This is a genomic window from Cohnella sp. SGD-V74, assembly GCF_003001675.1.
Classification (GTDB): domain Bacteria; phylum Bacillota; class Bacilli; order Paenibacillales; family Paenibacillaceae; genus Cohnella.
Window position 1 is genome coordinate 330206 of the sequence record NZ_PVYW01000001.1, and the last position, 21251, is coordinate 351456.

The 21251-nt window shown below is 57.8% G+C and carries 22 protein-coding genes; 4 read left to right on the top strand and 18 right to left on the bottom strand.

What is annotated here, in order from left to right:
• Positions 1-79: 79 nt before the first annotated feature.
• The 14 genes from B0G52_RS01555 to cymR form a co-directional block, all read right to left on the bottom strand.
• Positions 80-2059: a methyl-accepting chemotaxis protein gene (locus tag B0G52_RS01555; protein ID WP_233162246.1), complete on the bottom strand. Its 1980-nt coding sequence runs from the start codon at positions 2057-2059 to the stop codon at positions 80-82.
• A gap of 325 nt (positions 2060-2384) precedes the next feature.
• Positions 2385-3641 (bottom strand): peptidase U32 family protein, encoded by a 1257-nt coding sequence (locus B0G52_RS01560; RefSeq protein WP_094041749.1) that lies wholly within the window; start codon positions 3639-3641, stop codon positions 2385-2387.
• A gap of 23 nt (positions 3642-3664) precedes the next feature.
• Positions 3665-4579 carry a peptidase U32 family protein gene (locus tag B0G52_RS01565; protein WP_233162248.1) on the bottom strand — a complete coding sequence of 305 codons (915 nt, stop codon included), beginning with the start codon at positions 4577-4579 and terminating at the stop codon, positions 3665-3667.
• Positions 4580-4705: 126 nt separating this feature from the next.
• Complete coding sequence (gene mltG / locus B0G52_RS01570; RefSeq protein ID WP_233162250.1) at positions 4706-6028, bottom strand: endolytic transglycosylase MltG; 1323 nt, start codon at positions 6026-6028, stop codon at positions 4706-4708.
• Between the two features lie 71 nt (positions 6029-6099).
• On the bottom strand, positions 6100-6411 hold the full coding sequence (locus B0G52_RS01575; protein WP_094041750.1) for a DUF1292 domain-containing protein: 312 nt from the start codon (positions 6409-6411) through the stop codon (positions 6100-6102).
• On the bottom strand, positions 6404-6709 hold the full coding sequence (locus B0G52_RS01580) for a DUF1292 domain-containing protein (RefSeq protein WP_094041751.1): 306 nt from the start codon (positions 6707-6709) through the stop codon (positions 6404-6406). The genes B0G52_RS01575 and B0G52_RS01580 overlap by 8 nt, the downstream gene beginning before the upstream one ends.
• Positions 6706-7134: a Holliday junction resolvase RuvX gene (ruvX, locus tag B0G52_RS01585; RefSeq protein ID WP_094041752.1), complete on the bottom strand. Its 429-nt coding sequence runs from the start codon at positions 7132-7134 to the stop codon at positions 6706-6708. The genes B0G52_RS01580 and ruvX overlap by 4 nt, the downstream gene beginning before the upstream one ends.
• Before the next feature lie 2 nt (positions 7135-7136).
• The gene (locus tag B0G52_RS01590) at positions 7137-7412 is read right to left on the bottom strand and encodes an IreB family regulatory phosphoprotein (protein ID WP_094041995.1); all 276 of its coding nucleotides are present in this window, start codon (positions 7410-7412) and stop codon (positions 7137-7139) included.
• Between the two features lie 83 nt (positions 7413-7495).
• Complete coding sequence (gene alaS / locus B0G52_RS01595; RefSeq protein ID WP_094041996.1) at positions 7496-10123, bottom strand: alanine--tRNA ligase; 2628 nt, start codon at positions 10121-10123, stop codon at positions 7496-7498.
• 384 nt (positions 10124-10507) lie between these two features.
• Complete coding sequence (locus tag B0G52_RS01600) at positions 10508-11578, bottom strand: AI-2E family transporter (protein ID WP_094041997.1); 1071 nt, start codon at positions 11576-11578, stop codon at positions 10508-10510.
• 177 nt (positions 11579-11755) lie between these two features.
• Positions 11756-11962, bottom strand: a complete 207-nt coding sequence (locus B0G52_RS01605; protein WP_094041753.1) for a hypothetical protein — start codon at positions 11960-11962, stop codon at positions 11756-11758.
• The gene (locus B0G52_RS01610) at positions 11959-12510 is read right to left on the bottom strand and encodes a PRC-barrel domain-containing protein (RefSeq protein WP_094041754.1); all 552 of its coding nucleotides are present in this window, start codon (positions 12508-12510) and stop codon (positions 11959-11961) included. The genes B0G52_RS01605 and B0G52_RS01610 overlap by 4 nt, the downstream gene beginning before the upstream one ends.
• A gap of 32 nt (positions 12511-12542) precedes the next feature.
• Complete coding sequence (locus B0G52_RS01615) at positions 12543-13688, bottom strand: cysteine desulfurase family protein (RefSeq protein ID WP_094041755.1); 1146 nt, start codon at positions 13686-13688, stop codon at positions 12543-12545.
• Between the two features lie 15 nt (positions 13689-13703).
• Positions 13704-14123 (bottom strand): cysteine metabolism transcriptional regulator CymR, encoded by a 420-nt coding sequence (gene cymR / locus B0G52_RS01620; RefSeq protein ID WP_094041756.1) that lies wholly within the window; start codon positions 14121-14123, stop codon positions 13704-13706.
• A 294-nt stretch (positions 14124-14417) separates the two neighbouring features.
• On the opposite strand from cymR, the gene mnmA reads away from it, so the two are divergent.
• Entirely contained in the window at positions 14418-15575 is a 1158-nt protein-coding gene (gene mnmA, locus B0G52_RS01625; protein WP_094041757.1) for a tRNA 2-thiouridine(34) synthase MnmA, read from the top strand.
• Positions 15576-15716: 141 nt separating this feature from the next.
• Here mnmA and B0G52_RS01630 read toward each other — a convergent pair whose 3' ends face one another.
• The 3 genes from B0G52_RS01630 to B0G52_RS01640 all read right to left on the bottom strand — a co-directional run bounded on the left by B0G52_RS01630 (position 15717) and on the right by B0G52_RS01640 (position 17782).
• Positions 15717-16460, bottom strand: coding sequence for a YebC/PmpR family DNA-binding transcriptional regulator (locus B0G52_RS01630; protein WP_094041758.1), 744 nt, complete (start codon positions 16458-16460; stop codon positions 15717-15719).
• Between the two features lie 285 nt (positions 16461-16745).
• The gene (locus B0G52_RS01635) at positions 16746-16943 is read right to left on the bottom strand and encodes a cold shock domain-containing protein (protein WP_094041759.1); all 198 of its coding nucleotides are present in this window, start codon (positions 16941-16943) and stop codon (positions 16746-16748) included.
• Positions 16944-17056: 113 nt separating this feature from the next.
• Positions 17057-17782: a class I SAM-dependent methyltransferase gene (locus tag B0G52_RS01640; RefSeq protein ID WP_094041760.1), complete on the bottom strand. Its 726-nt coding sequence runs from the start codon at positions 17780-17782 to the stop codon at positions 17057-17059.
• 201 nt (positions 17783-17983) lie between these two features.
• Here B0G52_RS01640 and B0G52_RS01645 point away from each other — a divergent pair, with 201 nt between their 5' ends.
• From B0G52_RS01645 to pepF, 3 genes are all read left to right on the top strand, one after another.
• Positions 17984-18217: a hypothetical protein gene (locus B0G52_RS01645; RefSeq protein WP_094041761.1), complete on the top strand. Its 234-nt coding sequence runs from the start codon at positions 17984-17986 to the stop codon at positions 18215-18217.
• Positions 18218-18263: 46 nt separating this feature from the next.
• On the top strand, positions 18264-18443 hold the full coding sequence (locus B0G52_RS01650; protein ID WP_094041762.1) for a hypothetical protein: 180 nt from the start codon (positions 18264-18266) through the stop codon (positions 18441-18443).
• A gap of 155 nt (positions 18444-18598) precedes the next feature.
• On the top strand, positions 18599-20389 hold the full coding sequence (pepF, locus tag B0G52_RS01655) for an oligoendopeptidase F (protein ID WP_233162300.1): 1791 nt from the start codon (positions 18599-18601) through the stop codon (positions 20387-20389).
• Positions 20390-20615: 226 nt separating this feature from the next.
• On the opposite strand, the gene B0G52_RS01660 is transcribed toward pepF, so the two are convergent.
• Positions 20616-21119 (bottom strand): DNA-deoxyinosine glycosylase, encoded by a 504-nt coding sequence (locus B0G52_RS01660; protein WP_233162252.1) that lies wholly within the window; start codon positions 21117-21119, stop codon positions 20616-20618.
• Positions 21120-21251 lie beyond the last annotated feature (132 nt).

The following is a 21251-nucleotide window of genomic DNA, read 5'->3' on the forward strand; positions in this document are numbered from 1 at the left end:
CGCTCAAACAAGCAAGATCGCCGTTATGAAAAAGAGGCCTTCTCCACAAACGGGAGAAGACCTCTTGTCGACCAAAGGGTTAGGATACGGTGAACCGGCTCAGCGATTCGCGCAGCTTGCCCGACACCGCCTCCAGGTTGTTCGACAGTTGAACCAGGCCGTCGCTGATGCTCAACTGCTCGTTGCTCAAGGAAGCGACTTCCTCGGACGTAGCCGACGCTTCTTCCGCGACCGCGCTGACGTTGCTCATCGCAAGAGCAAGCGTGCTCTGCGCGCCTTCAAGCTGACGAACCGAATCCGTAGCCGAAGACAGCCTGTTGATGAATCCGCTCATATTGTCCTGCACCGTCACGAAGATCTGATTGGCTTCGCGAACCGAGTCGATCTGCTCCTGGAAGATCGGATACGCCTCGGACAGCACGCTGACCGTCTCGTCGATCTCGCGCGAGATGTTCTCGACGATGCCGCCAACGATGCCGATCGACTCGCGGGACTGATCGGCCAGCTTGCGGATTTCGTCGGCGACGACCATAAAGCCTTTGCCGGCCGCTCCGGCCCGCGCCGCTTCGATGGTGGCGTTCAAGGACAAAATGTTCGTCTGTTTGGTAATATTGCCGAGCACGTCGAGAATTTTGCGGATCGAACCGGTGCTCTCTTGCAGCTTGTCTACCTTCTCGACCATCGAACGGGTCATCTCTTCCGTCTGTCCGGTCTTCTGGATCAGGTTGTCCATATAGACCGAACCCGTGCGGCCGGCTTCCTCTACCTCATTGGCCGATTGCCCCATCTCGACGTTGGAGTCGATGACGGATTGAACCTGCGAGCCGATCTGCACGGTCAGATCCGAGCCCTTCTCCGCCTCTACCGCGAGATTCGTCGCGCCGTTGGCGATCTCTTCGGTCGCCACGGCGATTTCCTTGGCCGCTCCGGCCGTCTTGCGCGAAGCGTCGGACAGCGATGCCGCGGTCGCCAGCACCTCTTGCGCGGACTGATTCGTCTGGCGAACCAGTCCGGTAATTTCCTCCATCATCCGGTTAAAGCTCTCCGACACTTGACCGATCTCGTCCTTGCTCCGATTGGTGGAACGAACGGTCAGATTGCCGCGTTCGCCTTCGTTCATCAGCGTGCGCAGCTGCGCCAGCGGACGGCCGACCGTCAGCATGACGATCATGCCGATTCCGGCCGCGATGAGCGCCGCAATCAAGGACATCAGCCACGTCAGGTTGCTGATCGCTTTGGCATCCTTGACGAGGAAAGAAACCGGGATATTGCCGATCAGCTTCCAGCCGTTGTTTTCCAGAAATCCGGCGGACGACAGCACTTTCGTCCCGTCAACCGTAATCGTCGAGGATGAATCCTGCTCCGGCAGGTCGTATCCGTACGCCGAGCCCATCTTGTCCGCGCTCGGTCCGTACACGATCGTTTTGTCGCCGGAGACGATGTAAGCCGAGCTGCCTTCTCCGAAGTTGACCGTCTTCATCTCGTCTTCCAGCGTCTTGATCTTGATCTCCATCATCAGCAGATAAGGCTTCCCTTGATTCAGCAGGCGACCGAGCACGAAAGTCGGCGCCCCGCGCTTGTTGTCCAACCCTTTGGCCAACGTCGGAATCCAGACCGCCTTGCCGTTCGCTTCGGAGATCGTCTTCAGGAATGGCTGCTCGGAGACCGCTTCCCGGTCGAGCGACGTGCCCGTGGAGATGAATTGTCCGCCCTCGTACATCGGAATGAGGGAGATCGACTCGTAGCTCGAATCGGCCATCGCTACGCTGTTCAGCTTCTCCGTCAGCTGGCGGGCCGTATCGAACGTCTCATAATCGTCCTTCGTGACCGCCAATGTGCCCAGCAGGCTGATAAAGCTCGAATCGGTAATGAATTGCAGCGACTGACGCTCGAAGCCTCCGAGCATAAGCGCGATCTTGCCGGCCGTCTGCACGGCCGTCTGGCTGCTCGAATCGGCGACCTTCTGCTGAATGATCGAGCTCGACTTGGAATAAGAAAACCATCCCAGAATGAGGACGCAAGCGAGAATGCTGCAGAAAATAAGCAAAAATAGCTTCATCCCAACGGAACGTATCGGATTTTCGAATTTCGTTTCCTTCAGTTGCCCGCCCACACGTTTAGATAAACCGCTTACAGTTTTGGAAGCTTTCTTCCAATTCTCTGCTCCCATTTTCTCACGCCACGATTGTTTCATCTGCTATTACCCTCCAACTATGTAGTGACGACTGACTGGCGGCACGAAAAAAGACTTGCCTGAACACGACAAAGTATTTATCGGCCGCTTGGGTGGCTAAGTTTACCTTTGTGTGATAAATTCGACAAGTCTATTTCTTTTTCCTCTTGTTTCCCCGATAATCCAAAAAATAATTTACGCAGAGATAACGCTACAGTCTCTTGCGCATAATGTCCAATGGGGCTACGGGCCGATCGGTTTTGACGCGGATTTTTTGCAGCGGATGGCGGGCTACGGTGAGCGGATTGCCTTCTTCGTCGGTAAACTCGCCCAGACGCTGAACGAACTGCCGGCCTCCAGGGCCGAAAAATTCGACCTCCATCCCCGGGCGGAACGGGCTGCGCTGCTGAACGGTGGCGATGCCGGACGCTTCGTCGTAATCGGTTACGACAGCCGCGAAGTCATACGGAGCAGGCTTCTCCTCCGGCTCGTAAATATGCTCCTCCGCTCCCGGAGTCGAATAGAAGAACCCGGTATTAAGCGGACGGTTCGCCGCCTTGCCGATCTCGTCGACCCACTCCTGCCGCAGTTCGTATCGCTCGGGATCGGCCATGTAGGCGTCAATCGCCTGTCTGTAGGCGTTCACGACCGACGCGACGTAATGGATGCTCTTCATCCGGCCTTCGATCTTGAAGCTGTCGACTCCCGCATCGATCAGATCGGGAACATGCCGAATCATGCACAGGTCTTTGGACCCCATCGTGAACAGGTTCTCTCCCGGTTCCATGACCGATTGCTCGTCGGCATGCAAGTCGTACTTCCAGCGGCACGACTGGCAGCATCCGCCTCTGTTCGAGTCCCGGTCCGTAAAATGGTTGGACAGCACGCAGCGGCCCGACACGGACGAACACATCGCCCCATGGACGAACACTTCGAGTTCGATATCGACGCGCGTCTTCATCTCGGCGATCTCGTCCATCGTCGTCTCCCTCGCGAGCACGACGCGCGGCAGCCCTTCTTCCTTCCAGAATTGCACCGCCTGCCAGTTCATCGTCGACTGCTGCGTGCTCAGATGGACTTCCAGCTTGGGCGCGACCTTCTGCGCCGTTTCCACGATGGCGGGATCGGCGGCGATAATGGCGGCGATGCCGACGCTCTCAAGCTGACGCAAGTAGTCCGCCACTCCGTCCAAATCTTCCTGATGGGCGTATATATTCGTCGCCACGAATACTTTGGCCCCGTATTGCGCGGCGAACGCAACGCCTTCGCGCATCTCTTCGAAGCTGAAATTGTCGGCGTTGGACCTGAGGCCGTATTTCTGTCCGCCGATATAGACGGCGTCCGCCCCGTAGTGAACGGCGAACTTCAATTTCTCCAAGCTGCCGGCCGGGGCCAGCAGTTCGGGCTTGTCCAGACGCGTCCGCTTCCCCGCGTAACGCGGCTTGACGCGCGCTGCGACGTGATTCATCGTCATCCCTCCTGACGGATATATCAATAAACCTGCTCTTTGTACAAAAATCCGAAGCCCAGCTCCCTGTCCGGACTTTGCAGCCGCCGAATGTTCTCCAGCGCTTCCTCGTCGAAGGCATAGCCTTCGGGATCGCGATGCCAGCGGTCCAGCGCTTCGCGATAGCTCCTCAGCACCGTTTCGTTGTATTCGTCGGATTTGAGCAGCGGTTCGATATAGAAGCTGTCGACCCCAGCCCGTATCAACTCGGGCAGCGCTTCGAGCAGGCAGATGTCGTCGGGGCTCATCACATGGGTGCCGTTCTCGTCCTCGTACACCGGGAACTTCTCGTCCGGGCGTTCCGCTTCGACGAGGTACAGCCCTCTGTCCGGCCCTTTGCGAATGAGCGTCGCCTCCCGGCCGAGATGCTGCATGTAGCTCTCCAGCAAATTGCGATGGGAATGATAAATGTTCGTCATCCCGTGAACCTGAACTTGAACCTCCATCGCCGCCTTCGCTTTCAGGTCGACGATCTCCTCTTCGTTCAGCTCGCGGGCGATAACGGCCCGGGAAGCTCCCCGTCTTCCCCAATAGGAAGCGGAAGAGGAGTTTGTCCCCGTCATCTCGGCGTTCCAGAAAAGCGGCACATCGGGAGCGTGCTCGCGCGCGTTCAGCAGCACCGCGGGATCGCCGAAAACGACGGCGTCAACCTGGGCGGCCTTGACGGCGCGCAAATACGCCGGCAGCGCTTCAAGCTCATGGTTGCGGAACAGCTTGTTCATGTTGACGTACAGTTTGGCTCCGAGCCGATGGGCGGCCTCGGCCGCCTTCTCCAGCTCTTCCTGCGCGATGTCGGCCGGCTGTCTCATGCCGAACCGGGCTTCGCCGATCACAATCGCCGAAGCTCCGGCGCGAATATACCGCTCCATCTGACCGATGGAGCCGGCGGGAATGAGCAATTCGGGAATAGCTGTCGTAATGGAAATGCACCTCCGGGAAATCTTCGACCCGGCGAGCCGTCCCGGAGCATCTCTATGCTGCGGAACGGTTCGCCGGGTCGGCGCGCATTCGCGGGAATGCGGATGTTATTGTTCGACGTTCTTCTCGCTCAGCTTGATATTCTTCTGATGCTGGGCGTAAGTTTCGGCGAAGAGGTGGGTGTTCGTTCCATCCTTCTTCGTCACGTAGTACAGATATTCGGTCTGATCCGGGTACAGAGCGGCTTCGATCGACTTCAAGCTCGGCGTGGCGATCGGTCCCGGAGGCAGCCCTTGATTCAAGTACGTATTGTAAGGACTGTTCACCTTCAGATCCGCTTCGAGCAGCCGCTCCTTCTGCTTGTCGAGCAAGTATTGCACCGTCGCGTCGATCTGGAGCGGCATCTTCTTCTTAAGCCGATTCTGAATGACGCCGGAGACGATCGGCCGCTCCTCGTCCGCGACAACTTCGCGCTCCACCAAGGAAGCGATCGTCAGCAGTTGATGCACCGTCAACCCTCGTTCCTCCAAGACGCCCAGCCAATCCTCCGGCAGCTGGTCCAGCTTGCGATCCAGCTCGGCAAGCATGCGGTTGATGACTTCCGTCTCCGTGCTGCCCGCCTTCATCTCGTACGTTTCCGGGAACAGGTAGCCTTCCAGCGGATAGCGGAGGCTTCCGTCGCTCGGCAGTCCTTTCGTCCAGATGGACCCGGTCCACAGTTCCGGCTTGTTCGCTGCCTCCATGAACTTCTCCTTGTCTACGCCCGCCTTCTCCGCAAGCCGTTCCGAGATCTGCGACACGGTGAAGCCTTCGGGAATCGTAAACTTGATCGTCTCGGCGGCGACCGTATCCCCTTTGTTCAGCTTGGCCACGATTTCGTCGCGGGTCATTCCCGGCGTCAGCTCGTACTCTCCCGCCTGAAACCGCGAGCCTTCCCCTTCGACCTTCAACCAACTGCTAAAAAGAAAAGCGTTACGGATAAGTCCTTGTTCCTCCAGCAGTTCGGCGACCTTCTGGGCGCGCATGCCGGAAGTAATCGTGAATTTCACCGGAGCGGAAGCCGCCGGAGCCGGTCTCAGGCCGTTCCATGCATAAAAAAGAGTTCCGCCCACCATCGCCAGCACCAGGCTCAGCGCGATCAGGAACGACCAGAGCAGCACTTTCGGCTTACGCCGCCGCACAGCCGGAACGGAAGTCGTTCTTGCATTCGGCTCTTGCCGGGAAGGCTCGCCGTCGGCGGATCGATCCGCCCCGGCTCCCCAGCCCGGGCCCTCCGAACGCGAAGCCGCCGAACGGGACAACTGCGGCAACCTGCCGCTCTCTGTCGCCGCTGCCGTTTCCTTCCTGTCCTGCGGCCTATTGCCGTCGTCCGGCGTCTTGTCTCCGTATATGGATCTCCATCCCGTAGTCGGTTCATCGTCTCTATTCAAGCTATTTCCCCTCCAGCAAACCTGTCGTCACCGAGAAAAAGAGCGGTCGCCCGCTCTTCGATCGATGATCTCTACGGCCGTTCGTCGCTGCCGAACTGCGAATCGTCGAAGGCTTCGGCGACAAGCTCCCATTCATCCTCGTCCGCGACGGACTCAAGCTCGACCTCGCCGGCCGAATTGGCGACGATCTTGAACACTTCAATCTCGTCGTCCCGCTGCATCTCTTTCGTCTGCAGAATCGCATAGCGGCTGCCTCCGACGGACAATTCCGCGGCGATGCGATAAGTCAGAGTCTCGCCGTCGTCGGCGAGCAGTTCGACGCTGTCTCCGTAACGTTCGCTCAACCCCGCCGGAGACGGATCGCCGTCGCGAATATCAGGCATCGGCTTCTCCGAACTCCCCGATCAGCGTATTGAACGTCTCTTCGACCATATCCCATTCCGCCGGATCTTCGATCGGGTACAGCTTGATTTCGCCTTCGTTGTCCTCGTCGTAGCGGAAAGCGAACACTTCCTGCTCTTCGTCCCCGTTCTCCTCGGCCGGCACAACCATCATGTACTTGCGGTCCGTGCCGTCGTCAAGCTCGAAGCGCATGACGACTTCGAACGGCTCGTCGTTGCCTTCGTCGTCCGTAATGTAGATCAATTCCGCTTCTTCTTCATTATGATTGAAATCCGTCATGGAAGATCCCCTCGTTTCGATACCGAATCAAGATAGCTCTGCAGCAGGATCGCCGCCGCCATCTTGTCGATGACTTGTTTGCGCTTGTTCCGGCTTACGTCCGCTTCGAGCAGCGTCCGCTCCGCGGATACCGTTGTCAGCCTTTCATCCCATAGCCGTACCGGCAATTCTAGCTTTTGCCGAAGCCGTTCCGCGAATGCGATGCAATTTTCCCCACTCGGCCCGATCGTGCCGTTCATGTTCTTCGGCAATCCGACGACGATCTCCCCGACCTCGTATTGCCCGATCAGCTCCGCGATGCGCGCGTCCGAATCGGCGACGGCTTTCTTGTCGATCACTTCCAAGCCTTGCGCGGTCCAGCCGAACAGATCGCTCATCGCCACGCCGATCCGTCTTTCCCCGTAATCCAGCCCCATGATCCGCATCGTCAACGGTTTTGCTGAAGATAGAAGCGAACGAGCTCTTCGATCAGTTCGTCGCGCTCCTTCTTGCGAATCAGGCTGCGCGCGTTGTTGTGCCTCGGGATAAAGGCGGGATCTCCAGACAGCAGGTAACCGACGATCTGGTTGATCGGATTGTATTCCTTCTCCACCAAGGCGTCGTGCACGGTGAACAGGATGTCGCGCGACGAAACTTCGCGGGGATCGGCCACGACATCGAATTTCATCGTTTGATCGAAATGGTTTTTATCCGACGTGCTCATCTCCAGCACCTCGCTTTCAATGGCTAACTCCAAGCTCTTATTCTCATCATAACACAATCTCGGTTCGACAGGAAATTAGTGGCTTACGAAATCTGCGCCAGCACGAGACCTTCGGCCGCCTTCAGCGCATCGGACAGCTTCGACGGATCTTTGCCCCCGGCTTGGGCCAGCTCCGGCTTGCCGCCGCCGCCTCCTCCGCAGATCGCCGCGACTTCCTTGATCAGCTTGCCGGCGTGGAAGCCTTGCTTCACCAGATCTGGCGTCACCGCGACAATCAGGTTCACTTTCTCGCCTTCCACCGCTCCGAGCACCAGCACCGCAGAGCCCAGCTTCAGCTTCAATTCGTCCGCCACACCCCGAAGCGCATCCATGCCTCCGGCGTTCACTTGCGCGGCGAGCAGCGTGACTTCGCCCACCTTCTTGGCAGCGGAGACGAGCTCCGCCGCTTCCAGACGGCTCAGCTTGCCTTGCAGCGACTCGTTGTCGCGCTGCGCCTGGCGCAGCTCGCCCTGCAGCGCTTCGACACGTCTCGGCACGTCGGCGACGGAGCTCTTGAGCAGCGCGGCCGCGTCTTTCAGCAAGCCCAGCTGATCGTCGAGATACGCGTAAGCGTGGCGTCCGGTGACCGCTTCGATCCGGCGCACGCCGGAGCCGATGCCGCCTTCGCTGACGAGCTTGAACAGCCCGATCTGCGACGTGTTGCGCACGTGGCAGCCTCCGCACAGCTCCAGGCTGTAATCGCCGACGCGGACGACGCGGACGATGTCGCCGTACTTCTCGCCGAACAGCGCCATCGCGCCCATCGCCTTCGCTTCGGCGATCGGCTTCAGGCTGATGTCCAGCTCCGTGCCGATCCAGATCTGCTCGTTGACGCGGCGCTCGATCTCGGCCAGCTCTTCCGGCGTTACCGCGCCGAAGTGAGAGAAGTCGAAGCGCAGGCGCTCCGGCTCGACGAGCGAGCCCGCTTGATTGACATGCTCGCCGAGCACGTCCTTGAGCGCCCTGTGCAGCAAGTGCGTCGCCGTATGGTTGCGGATCGTATCCCCCCGGTCCGAAGCGTTGACCGACGCCGTGAGCGTGTCGCCCACTTTAAGGAAGCCGCCGGTTACGACGACCTGATGCACCGATTGGCCGTGAGGCGCCTTGCTCAGGCCGGTTACTTCGGCATTGACGCCGCTTCCGAACAGCGCGCCGCGGTCGCTCACCTGGCCGCCGCTCTCGGCGTAGAAAGGCGTGCGGTCGAGCACGACCAGCACCTTCTGGTCGACCCCGGCGACGTCGACGAATTCGTTATCCGCCACGATCGCCTGCACGCGGACTTCCGCGGACAAATTATCGTACCCGACGAACTCGCTCTTGTCCGTATAGTCCGCCAGCGGCCCGCCCTGCACCTTCATGCTGTCCGTCTCCTGACGGGCCGCACGGGCGCGGTCGCGCTGCTCCTGCATCGACTTGTCGAAGCCTTCGCGATCGACGGTCATCCCCTGCTCCGTCGCGTAGTCTTCCGTCAAGTCGAGCGGGAAGCCGTACGTGTCGTACAGCTTAAACGCGTCCGGACCGGTAATTTCGGAACGTCCTTCGGCGCGCGCTTTGGCGCACAGGTCGGCGAGAATCGCCAAGCCGTCGGACAGCGTCTCGTGGAACCGCTCCTCTTCGGTGCGAATCACCTTCTCGATAAATTCGCGCTTCTCCAGCACTTCCGGATAGTAGACGCCCATAATCTCGCCTACGGTCGGCGTCAGCTCCCACAGGAACGGACGGTCGATGCCGAGCACCTTGCCGTAACGGACGGCGCGGCGCAGCAAGCGGCGAATGATATAGCCGCGGCCTTCGTTCGACGGCAGCACGCCGTCGCCTACGGAGAACGCCACGGTGCGGATGTGGTCGGCAATGACTTTCAGCGCGACGTCATGCTCTTCGTTCGTCTTGTACTTCACGCCCGCAATCGCGCTCGTGCGCTCGATGATCGGCATGAACAGGTCGGTGTCGAAGTTCGAGTCGACGTCCTGAAGAATGGAAGCGAAGCGCTCGAGACCCGCTCCGGTATCGATGTTCTTGTTCGGCAGCGGCGTGTAGCTGCCGTCCTTATTGTGATTGAACTGCGAGAACACGAGGTTCCACACTTCGAGGAAGCGCTCGTTCTCGCCTCCCGGCGTGCAGTCGGGATCGGACAGATCGCCGTACTTGTCGCCGCGGTCGTAGAAGATTTCGGTGCAGGGGCCGCACGGGCCTTCCCCGATATCCCAGAAGTTGTCCTCCAGCTTGACGATCCGATCCGCCGGCAGGCCGATTTTCTCATGCCAGTAGCGATAAGCTTCCTCGTCCTCCGGGTAGACGGTGACGGACAGCCGCTCCGGATCGAAGCCGATCCACTCCGGGCTCGTCAGAAATTCCCATGCCCAGGTGATCACCTCTTCTTTGAAGTAGTCCCCGATGGAAAAATTGCCGAGCATCTCGAAAAACGTATGGTGACGGCGCGTCTTGCCCACGTTCTCGATATCGTTCGTGCGAATGCACTTCTGCGAGTTGGCGATGCGCGGATTTTCCGGGATCACCCGCCCGTCGAAGTATTGCTTAAGCGGAGCCATTCCGGCATTGATCCAGAGCAACGACGGATCGTTATGGGGAACGAGCGGAGAGCTCGGCTCGATCTTATGGCCCTTGCTGGCGAAGAAGTCCAGCCACTTGCTGCGTATTTCTGCTGCTGTCATCGGTTTCATGATTCGGTATTCCTCCTCGGCTCTGTCGAAAAAAATAAAAAAACGCCCCCAAAATCAGGGACGAATAGCTTCGCGGTACCACCCTGGTTATCGCTTCCGCGGAAGCGATCTCCTCTGACGGGATAACGGTCCTGGCCGGCGGATTTGCATCCGCACTCCGAAGCGAGCTTCCCGCGCCCTTCGCAACGAAGATTTTCCCAGCCATGCCTGCGGCGCTGCCGGCGGTATTCCGGCGTTCCGGGCAAGAAATCTTCTCTCTGGCGATGCGGACTGCGAGGTACTTATGCTTCGTCAACGTGTTGCGCGATATCGTGTCGTGTAGCCGTAATAGGGTATTACGCCTCATAAAATTATAGTCAACCCCGTTCGGCGCTGTCAAACGGTTTTTCGATGAATGTAGTAAGCGGACACGTGCTGCACGACCACCTTCATCGCCGCGTAGAACGGAACCGCCAATATCATGCCGACAATGCCCGCCAGCTCCCCACCGATCAAGAGCACGAGAATGATCGTGAGCGGGTGCATTTTCATCGATTTTCCGACGACCTGGGGACTGATGACGTTGCTCTCGAGGTTTTGGCAGATCATGTTGACGACGATGACCATCAGCACCATTTTCCACGAGATTGTCGTAGCCATGATGAGCGCGGGCAGCGCACCGAAAAACGGGCCGAGGTACGGAATAATATCGAACAAAGAGACGAATCCGGCCATCAGCAGCGGATAAGGCATGCCGATGATCAAGTAACCGATGTACGCGAGCACCCCGACGCAGACGGACACGATCAGTTGACCGCGAATGTAGCTGCCTAGCGCGGCGTCGATGTCCTTCAGCAGCCTTACTGCATGCTTGCGCCTCGCCCGAGGCACGTACTGCAAGGCGGCGCGTTCGAACACGTCCAGATCCTTCATCATATAGAAAGCGAGAAACGGCACGATCATCACGATAAACAGCACGTTAACGACGGAGTCGATATTGTTGAGAAAATTCGCGATCCACTGCTCAATCCGTTTCTCCAGCGTTCCGATCGACCGGTTGATGCCGTCCCTGACCGCTTCCGGCAGCACGTTGTTGTTGTTGAAATGGTCGACCAGCCCTTGCGCCCTCATCGTCAGCTCCGGCATATGCTCATTCAGCTCCTCCACCTGATTCATGAACATCGGAATGACGTTCATCAGGATGACGACGGACACGGAGAGGAAGACGGCATAGATGAGCAGCACCGCGGCCGTGCGCGGAACTTTGCGGTCATGCAGCATGTTGACGATCGGATTCAGCGTATAGGAAATGATCATGGCCACGAGAAAAGGCGCCAGCACCGCTTTGAGAAAGTCGTACACCGACATCAGCATCGGACGCACGAGCACGATCAGGAACATGACGACCAGCAGGAGGATCGTGTATACGAGCACGCGAAACAGGCGGCTCTTCGTGAACGTCTCCATCTCCGCACTCCCCCTTAAGACGGCCGCATCCGCAGGACGGGCATTCCCTTCCAGTATATGCACTTGTCCTCCGGCGTAAACCAGCCTCTGCACGGAGCCTTTCATCGCTTGGTGCAGACGGCCGGCCATAAAAAAAGCGCCCCGCCCCCGTTAGGGGCGGAGCGCTTTCGCTCTCGATTACATGCCGTTGGCATGAATGTGAGCCGGGATCGGCTCGTCGAAGAACAAATCGTCAAGCGAGCTCAGAGTGCCGTCCTCTTCCACCTGGTAGACCGACATCTTCTCTCCGTTGACCGTCAGCTCGATAAAGCAGCTCCAGCAATAAAATTGATGGGAACCGATTTTACCGATATCTTTGGAACTGCAATTCGGACATCTCATCATCCGTCTTCACCTGTCACTTTCCGCGTAGGCTCTCTCGTCAGAATCCGCTCGTACGATGCCGGCACCAATATCGCATCGTTGCCCAATGTCATCTTGTCCGGCGCTTCGGGCAGAATCAGCTTCCGCCTTCCTTCCAGCACGTCCGCGAGAAAACCGTCCGTCAACTCGTATCCTACTATTTGTGTACCCTCGGACGGCCTAAAATAAACATCCGAGACTTTGCCTAAATATTGTCCCTCAATCGTATAGACCGGCATATCCTTCAATCGGACGACCCCGGAATGGAACGTCCGCAGCAGCTCATTGCCGTTAATGGACGCGACAGCCGCACCGTTGCGAATCAACAAAGCGTCTTCGCCGAGATGAACGATATCTTTCCAGTAGACAATCTTGGACAATTTGCGGAACAGCCCGGATCGCGTATACCTGTCCAACACGATGCCGACCAGCCGCCAAAATTCGTCGAACCACAAATCCTTGATTTTCCCGACGCTCTTGCCGCTCTCGAGCAGCACCGGCAAACCTAGAATGCGCTCCACTTGAAACATGCGGGCTCCTGACTTCAGCGTCTTGTTATGTATTACGCATAACGCGCTGAAATAGTTGCAATAATTTTCGCCATTTTTTCGGCCTGATCTATAGTATTGCCCAAACCGAAGCTGAAACGTACCGCGGAACCGATTCTGTCGGAAGGAAGATTCATGGCCTCGAGCACATGGGAAGGTTTCAGGGAGCCCGAATTGCACGCGGAACCGCCGGAGGCGGCGATGCCCGCGAGATCCAGATTCATCAGCATGCTTTCGGAGGAAATGCCTGGAAAACTCACGTTCAGCACATGGGGAAGCCGGTCGTCCGGATGGCCGTTCACGACGAAACGTCCCGATCCGAGCTGCGCGGACAATTGCTTCAGAGCCTCGGTCCTCACGCTCTCGGCGTGTTCCCAGCGGCTCGCCCGTTCCTTGAGGGCGACGTCCGCCGCCGCGGCGAAAGCCGCAATGCCGGCGACATTCTCCGTTCCGGCTCTGCGGCTGCGCTCCTGGGAGCCCCCGTGAAGCAAAGGCAGCCAAGGCGTTCCTCTGCGCACGTATAACAGGCCTACGCCTTGCGGGCCGTTGATTTTGTGGGCGGATACGCTCAGCAGGTCGATCGGCAGCTCGCGCAGATTCAGCGGCAAGTAACCGAACGCCTGCACCGCGTCGACATGCATCAGCGCCTTGCGGCGGCGAGCGAGCTCTCCGATCTCGGCGATCGGCTGCAGCGCGCCGGTCTCGTTGTTGCCGGCCATGACGCTGACGACGGCGGTATCGTCTCCAATGGCCGCCTCGGCGTCCTCGAGACTTACCCGTCCGAACTCGTCCACGGGGAGCACCGTCAGCACGAAGCCTTCGGCCTCAAGCCGGCGGCAAGCGTTCAGCACCGCATGATGCTCGACCGCCGTCGTGACGATTCCGGTGCGCCCTCTCTCCCGCTGCGCGCGGGCGGCGCCGAACAGCGCCGAATTGTCGCTCTCGGTTCCGCTGCCCGTGAAGACGATCTCCGCCGGGGAGCAGCCCAGCAATTCCGCGATCGCATCCCGCGCCGCGGAGATTCGCTCTCTCGCCGCGCGGCCGGAAGCATGAAGGCTGGACGGATTGCTCGGTCCCGCGGACGCCGCTTCCACGTAAGCTTCGATCGCCGCGGGATGCATCGGCGTGGTCGCCGCATGGTCGAAATAAATAGAATTCATTTCTCAAACCTCATCCTAGATGTAGAACATATAGTTGTCGAGCTTGTCCTCGCCCTTGAACGTGATCAGATCGTGCAGCGTCGTCGAGTCGAGCACCTCGGCGATGCTGTCGCGAATTCGCAGCCACAGATCGCGCTTGGCCGGATCGTCTTCCTCGGTGAAATCCACCGGACTGATCGGCCCCTCGAGAATGCGGATGACGTCTCCTGACGAGATCGTCTCCGGATCCTTCGAAAGAATGTAGCCTCCGTACGCCCCGCGCACGCTTTTGACGAGGCCCGCGTTACGGAGCGGAGCGATCAGCTGCTCCAAATAATGCTCGGAAAGACCGTTTTTCTCCGCGATGCTTTTTAGTGAAATCGGCCCTTCGCCGAATTTGGCCGCAAGTTCCATCATGATTGTCAAGCCGTAGCGGCCTTTGGTCGAAATTTTCAATTCGAACACCTGCTTTCATGCCGTCAGCATAGTTTAAGTTGCCTGATACCCGATTGCGAAGACTCCGAACTTGATCACGGAATCGGAATGGAGGGTATCCCCATAATAAATATATGTTATCACAACTATTCTCTTTTTGGGCAAAAAAAACGTGACATATTCATGAAACGCCCGGACAATTGTGAGAAATAACGAGGTTTGTGCTAAAATAGATCGAAGCAGGTTGAAGCAAAAGCCGCCGGGAGGCCCGATCCGCAAACGGGTTGTCCGGAAGGCGGCAAGGAGATGATGCGGATGAACAATCTAGAAGCCTTAACGGCATCGCTGGAGACGCGGTTCCCGGACCCTTCCAAAGTACGCGTCGTCGTCGGCATGTCCGGAGGCGTAGACTCCTCGGTGACCGCGTTGCTGTTGAAAAAGCAAGGTTTCGACGTGGTCGGGGTATTTATGAAAAACTGGGACGATACCGACGAGTTCGGCGTCTGCACGGCGGAGGAAGACGCGGAAGACGTGCGGCGGGTGTGCAACCAGATCGGAATCCCTTATTATACCGTTAATTTCGAGAAGGAATATTACGATAAGGTGTTCGAATATTTTCTCGCGGAATACCGGGCGGGCAGAACGCCCAATCCGGACGTCATGTGCAACCGCGAGATCAAGTTCGGCGAATTTCTGCAGAAGGCGCTGGAGCTTGGAGCGGACGCGATCGCGACCGGGCACTACGCGAGGCTCGAGCAGCGGGACGGCAAATACGAGCTGCTCCGGGGCGTCGACTCGAACAAGGATCAGACTTACTTCCTGCATGCGCTGAATCAGGCGCAGCTGTCGCGGGCCATGTTCCCGATCGGCCATCTGCAGAAGCCGGACGTTCGCAGAATCGCCGAGGAATTCGGCCTCTACACGGCCAAGAAGAAGGACAGCACCGGCGTCTGCTTTATCGGCGAACGCAACTTCAAAGAATTTCTGAGCCAATACTTGCCCGCCAAGCCGGGCAATATGGTCGATATCGTCAGCGGAGAAACGAAGGGCCGTCACGACGGCCTGATGTATTACACGCTCGGCCAGCGGCAAGGGCTCGGCATCGGCGGCTCCGGCACGGGCGAACCGTGGTTCGTCGCGAGCAAGGACTTGGAGACGAACACGCTGTACGTCGTTCAAGGCGATGCCCATCACAGCCTCTACTCGGTTGGCTTGACAGCTGCCGGAGTCAACTGGATCAGCCCGGACGAGCCGTCCTCTCCGGTTCGCTGCACGGCCAAGTTCCGCTATCGTCAGCCCGATCAGGGCGTAACGCTGAAGCCGCTGGGCGACGGCACGTACGACGTCCAGTTCGACGCGCCCCAGAAGGCGATCACGCCCGGACAAGCGGTCGTCTTCTACGACGGCGAAGTCTGCCTCGGCGGCGGCACGATCGATAAGGTTCATATGCTGGAGCCTGCCGGAGCCAAATAACGGGCGGTTCCCCATAGGCATTCAGCAAAAAGAGGCCTCACGGCCTCTTTTGTTTTGCATGGCCGACCTGAAGTCCGGTTGGCCTGTTTTGCTGCGGGCTTGTCCCCTTCACGATTCACGCGCAAGCTTCGCGAGTCCGAATTAACCGATCCGGCTCATCTCGTCGTCGCTGATCTCGAAGTTGTGGTACACGTCCTGCACGTCGTCGTTATCCTCGAACGCGTCCATCATCTTCATCAGCTTCTCGGCGTTCTCGCCTTCCGCCGCCACCGTGTTTTGCGGAAGCCAGCGCACGCTCGCCGTCTCGAATTTGTAGCCGGCTTCTTCGAGCTTGTTCTTCACCGCTTCGTAATCTTCCGTCGTCGTCAGCACCTCGAAGCTCTCATCGCTGCTGACGACGTCTTCCGCTCCGGCTTCCAGCGCTTCCATCATAAAGCTGTCTTCGTCCGGAGAGTCTTCGTCCCGGGCGATAACGAGCAGTCCTTTATGATCGAACATATACGATACGCATCCCGATTCGCCCAAGTTGCCGCCGCGCTTGCCGAAAATCGCGCGAACGTCGGATGCGGTCCGGTTGCGGTTGTCGGTCAGGCATTTCACCATGATCGCCACGCCTCCGGGGCCGTACCCTTCGTACATGATTTCCTCGTAATCGTCGCCGTCTGCGGCTCCGGCGGCTTTCTTGATCGCTCTTTCAATATTGTCGGCCGGCATCTGGATCGCGCGAGCGCTGGCGATGGCGCTTCTGAGTCCGTAGTTGGATTCAGGATTCGGCCCGCCCCTGCGCGCTTGCACGTAGATTTCGCGCGCCAGCTTCACGAAACGATTGTTTTTAGCTTGGTCCGCCTTGCCTTTACGGTCGGCGAACAGCTTGAATTTTGGCATGACTTTGTACCCCCGGGGAACATAAGTATCGATAAAAATCACCAATAAGTTTACCACTTTAGCGGCCTTACGGTCAAAGGGGGAGCCGAGAAACCGTATTTGGGAGCGGGTCACGCCCACGACTATTCCCCGCGACGCTCCTTTCCGGCCGTCACAAGCATGCCGCGCAGAATAGACGGAGCCCGGCAGTCGACCATATAAAAACAGCAAAACCCCCGGTAGATCGTGGATCACCAGGGGTTTTGCCGCTGTTTCGTGATATGAGAAGTAAGTCCGCTCGCGGACTTACAGTTTAACCACGTTAGAAGCTTGAGGACCGCGATTGCCTTGCGTAATTTCGAATTCGACTTCTTGGCCTTCTTCCAAAGTTTTGAAGCCTTCGCCTTGGATTGCGGAGAAGTGAACGAATACGTCGTTGCCGTCTTCTACGGAGATAAAGCCGTATCCTTTTTCTGCGTTAAACCATTTTACTGTTCCTCTCAAATGAAAAACCTCCTAAAATCTCGCCGTCGATCGACGAATACGATGATTATAACCGAAATTACCCTTTTCTGCAAGATATTCAGGCCGCCTAAAACGGGTTCCGACCGAACGTCTCAGCCCGTCGGACCGGCCTTTTTCACCAGTTTCAGCAGAGGGCTGCGAATCGGCGTAAAGGGCAATCCGGCCGGGAGGAACTCATGGGAAGCGATCTCTTCCAGCTCTCCAAGAACTCGCTCCATATAAGGGTATTTTTCCCACTTCAATGTGACAAGCGGATATATTCTTAGCTCCCCTCCGGGACGAAGCACGCGGATGAGTTCCCGCAGCGCGGCCGCATGGAAGCGCTCGTCGAAGGTATCGGCGTACAGAAACAGAAAGTGGCTGCACAAGGCCAGTTCGAACGTATCGTCCGCGAAAGGCAGACTGGGAAGAGCGGCCGCGAAGTAACGGGCCCATGCGTCTTCCTTGCGGAAATCTTCAGCGAACAGCGCCATGGAGCGTTCCCGGATTTCGCGCTGGCGCTCCGGGGAGCCGTAATAGCTCCAATCGAAGCTTGCGGCCATCGCAGCGATCTTGGCCGAAGCGATCTCGATCTCCTTGTATCCCGTCGCAATGATCTCGTCCGTGAGTCCTTCGTAGAAAGGATCCGCAGCCATCGCCCGCACGCCCTTCGCGTGCAAATTCGCGGTGAAGGAGGAAGCTCCTCCCGCGACATCGAGCACAGGTCCCTTCAGATCCGCAGGCTTCAACTGGAACATGGCGCAATACTCGTCGAACGAACGGCAGGTCGAGGCGACACCCGTCTGCGGATACGCCGGCACAGCTTTTTCATTTGTCATTCGATTCTCTTCTCCTCTCGTCTCGTCAAACTCGTCTCAACTCGTCTAATTACTCCATCCGCCCTCGGCGGATTTCTATGTAGATTCCCACAGTCGGCCGCTTCTGTCAACCTTCGATTTTCCAGCGTTACATTGATTTCTCTGTAGAACTCTTCTATGATGAAAAAAACGGCATTAGCTGCCCTAGCCCAGGAGTGTCCTATGTTCACAAAACATACCGTCTATAAGCACGACAACTACAATATGCTGACTGTAGAAGTTCAGGGCAAAACGCTTGTCGTCCGCGAAATATCCGAGCAATGGGGCGAAACCTGCCACCGATTCCTCAGCCGTCCGGAGATGATGGATTGGGCCGGGAAGCGGTTTCTGCCCGAGGACTTCCCCGACGGCGAAGAAGGACTGCGCAACACGCTGGAGAAATTGAAATCGATCTGACCCGGTTCATTCCGAATAGTTACGATTGCAAAGGAGTCCGTCCCCGATGAATACCGAAGCCACTCTTATCTTTATTATCTCGTCATTCTCCTTAGCCGTCGTGCTGATCCTGACCCGCGACCGCCTTCCCGATCGAATGCGCCGGCCGATGGCCATCCTTTCGATCGTGCTCGTGCTGTTCGCCTTTTTCCTGATCGTGTATAACTTCTTCATTATCGGGTCTTAGCAAGGGCATACTACTCCGGAAACTTATTCCAACACCGGAGGCCCGCCATGAGGAAGTTCGTCCTGCCGCTGACCGCGTCGGTCGCGGTTCTGTCTTTGCTGTGCACCGCCGTCTCGGCCGATTACGATCCATCATTCAGGAGGTTGAATATGTCCATGAAACAAGTCGCCGTCAGATCCGAAGTGCCTCAGGAGCACCGCTGGAAGCTCGAGGACCTGTATACGAACGAGCAAGCCTGGGATGCAGAGTACAGTCAAGTCAAGAAGCTGATCGGCGAAATAGCCGGCTACCAGGGCAAGCTGAAGGACGCGGACGCCATCGCCCGCTGTTTTGCGCTCGACGACGAAATCTCCCTGCTGACCGAACGCCTCTACGTGTACGCGAACATGCGCCATCACGAAGACATGGCCGCTCCCAAGTATCAAGCGCTGTCCGACAAATCCAAGAAGCTCGGCGTGGAAGTCGGCGAAGCGACTTCGTTCATCACGCCCGAAATTCTCAGCCTGTCCGAGGGCCAGCTCACCGAGCTGATCGCCGATTCGTCGCTGGCCAAATACAAGCGCTCGCTGGAAGAGATGCTTCGTCAGAAGCCTCACACGCTCTCCAAGAACGAAGAAGCGCTGCTGGCCCAGGTGGGCAACGTATCGCAAGCGCCGGGCACGATCTTCGGCATGCTGAACAACGCGGATCTGAAATTCCCCAAGATCAAGAACGAGCAAGGCGAGGAAGTCGAGCTGACGCACGGCCGCTACATTCAGTTTCTGGAGAGCAAAAACCGGGACGTCAGACGGGAAGCCTTCCAAGCGATGTACGACACGTACGGCAAATGGCGCAACACGCTGGCCGCGACCTTGAACGCCAATGTGACGAAAAACCAGTTTTACGCCAAAGCCCGGAATTATCCTTCCGCCCTGGAAATGTCTCTGTTCGGGGACAACATCCCGCAATCGGTCTACGACAACCTGATCTCGACGATTCACGAGTTTTTGCCGCTGATGCACCGCTACATGGAGCTGCGCAAGAAGCTGCTTAAGCTGGACGAATTACATATGTACGATCTGTTCGCTCCGCTTGTCGAAGAGTTCGACCTGAACATCACCTACGAGGAAGCGAAGAAAACGGTGTACGACAGCCTTGCGCCGCTCGGCGACAACTATCGCCAAGTGCTGCAGGAAGGCTTCGACGGAGGCTGGATCGACATCTACGAGAACCAGGGCAAGCGCAGCGGCGCGTACAGCTGGGGCGCCTACGGCACGCACCCGTACGTTCTGCTCAACCATAACGACAACCTGAACAGCATGTTCACTTTGACTCACGAGATGGGTCACGCCCTCCACTCGTACTTCTCGGACGAGAGCAACGAGTACCGCGACGCGCAGTACACGATCTTCCTGGCCGAGGTCGCTTCCACGCTGAACGAAGCGCTGCTGATGGACTATCTGCTGGGCAAGTCGACCGATCCGAAGGAAAAAATGTACCTGCTCACCTACTATGCCGATCAATTCCGCACGACGGTGTTCCGTCAGACGATGTTCGCGGAGTTCGAGAAAATCATTCACGCGAAAGCGGAGCAGGGCGAAGCGCTGACGCCTCAAGAGCTCAGCTCGATCTACTACGATTTGAACGTGAAATACTACGGCGAGGGCATGGTCGTCGACAAGGATATCGAGATGGAATGGGCGCGCATTCCCCATTTCTACACGAGCTTCTACGTCTTCAAGTACGCGACCGGCTTCTCCGCGGCGACGAGCTTCGCGAAGCAGATTCTCGACGAAGGCCAGCCCGCGGTCGACCGTTACCTCGGCTTCCTGAGAAGCGGCGGCAAAGACTACTCGATCAACATTCTGAAGAAGGCCGGCGTCGACATGTCCTCGCCGGAGCCGATTCGCCAGGCGATGAGCGTATTCGAAGGCCTGATCGAGCAAATGGAGCAATTGACGAAATAACGAAGGGCCGATCTGTAGGCGGAGTTGCTTAAGATAATCGATATGTAAAGAGAGGGGTAAGTACCTCCTGGAGAATGCCTCATACGCTCCTGAAATCACCTTGTCACGGGTTTACCCATTCAGATTTCGGGAGCGTATAGCATCGGAAGGAGGTACTTACCCCTTGAACCTTTAGTATCGATCATCTTTCAGAGCAACTTGAGACGCCTACAGATCGGCCCTTTTCTCATATTTCCAACAGTCGCTTCCAAGCTTCCAGACGGTCTTCCAGCCCCCGATAATCCCGCGTCGGAATCGGGCTCGTAGACGGCAGCCGCAGCAGCTCCCGCTTGCGAACCTCGGGGTGTTCGCCGAAATGCTTGTTCAGTTCCGAGAACGACTTCGTGCCGTTGCAGACGATCGCGCGCACGTTCGGGTATGCGGCCAGCAGGCCCGGGATATCGTTCGGAATCGCCTCCCTGATCTCGCTGTCCAGGCTGCCCTTCCGCTCGCAGCTGGCGATCGTATCCCACAGAGCGACGCCGCTGCGGAGCGCGAATGCGATCCGACTGTCGTAGCTCTCGTCGGGCTCTCCCCCATCGCCGAACAATGCGTATAAAATCCGCCACATGTAATTGCGCGGATTCCAGTAGTACCGGTGAGCCTTGAGCGACGCGGCGCCCGGCATGCTGCCCAGAACGAGCATTGTGCAGCCTTCGTCGATGATCGGCGGGAACGAATGAACGATCACGGTCCGCCCTCCTTTTCTGTGCCGATATTCTCCCCTCATCATAAGCCGCATACGCCAAAAAGCGCAAATCCCCCGAGGAAGATTTGCGCCGGGTCCTGCCGCAGCCGAAGCCTGTCCGGCGTTTCGCAAGGA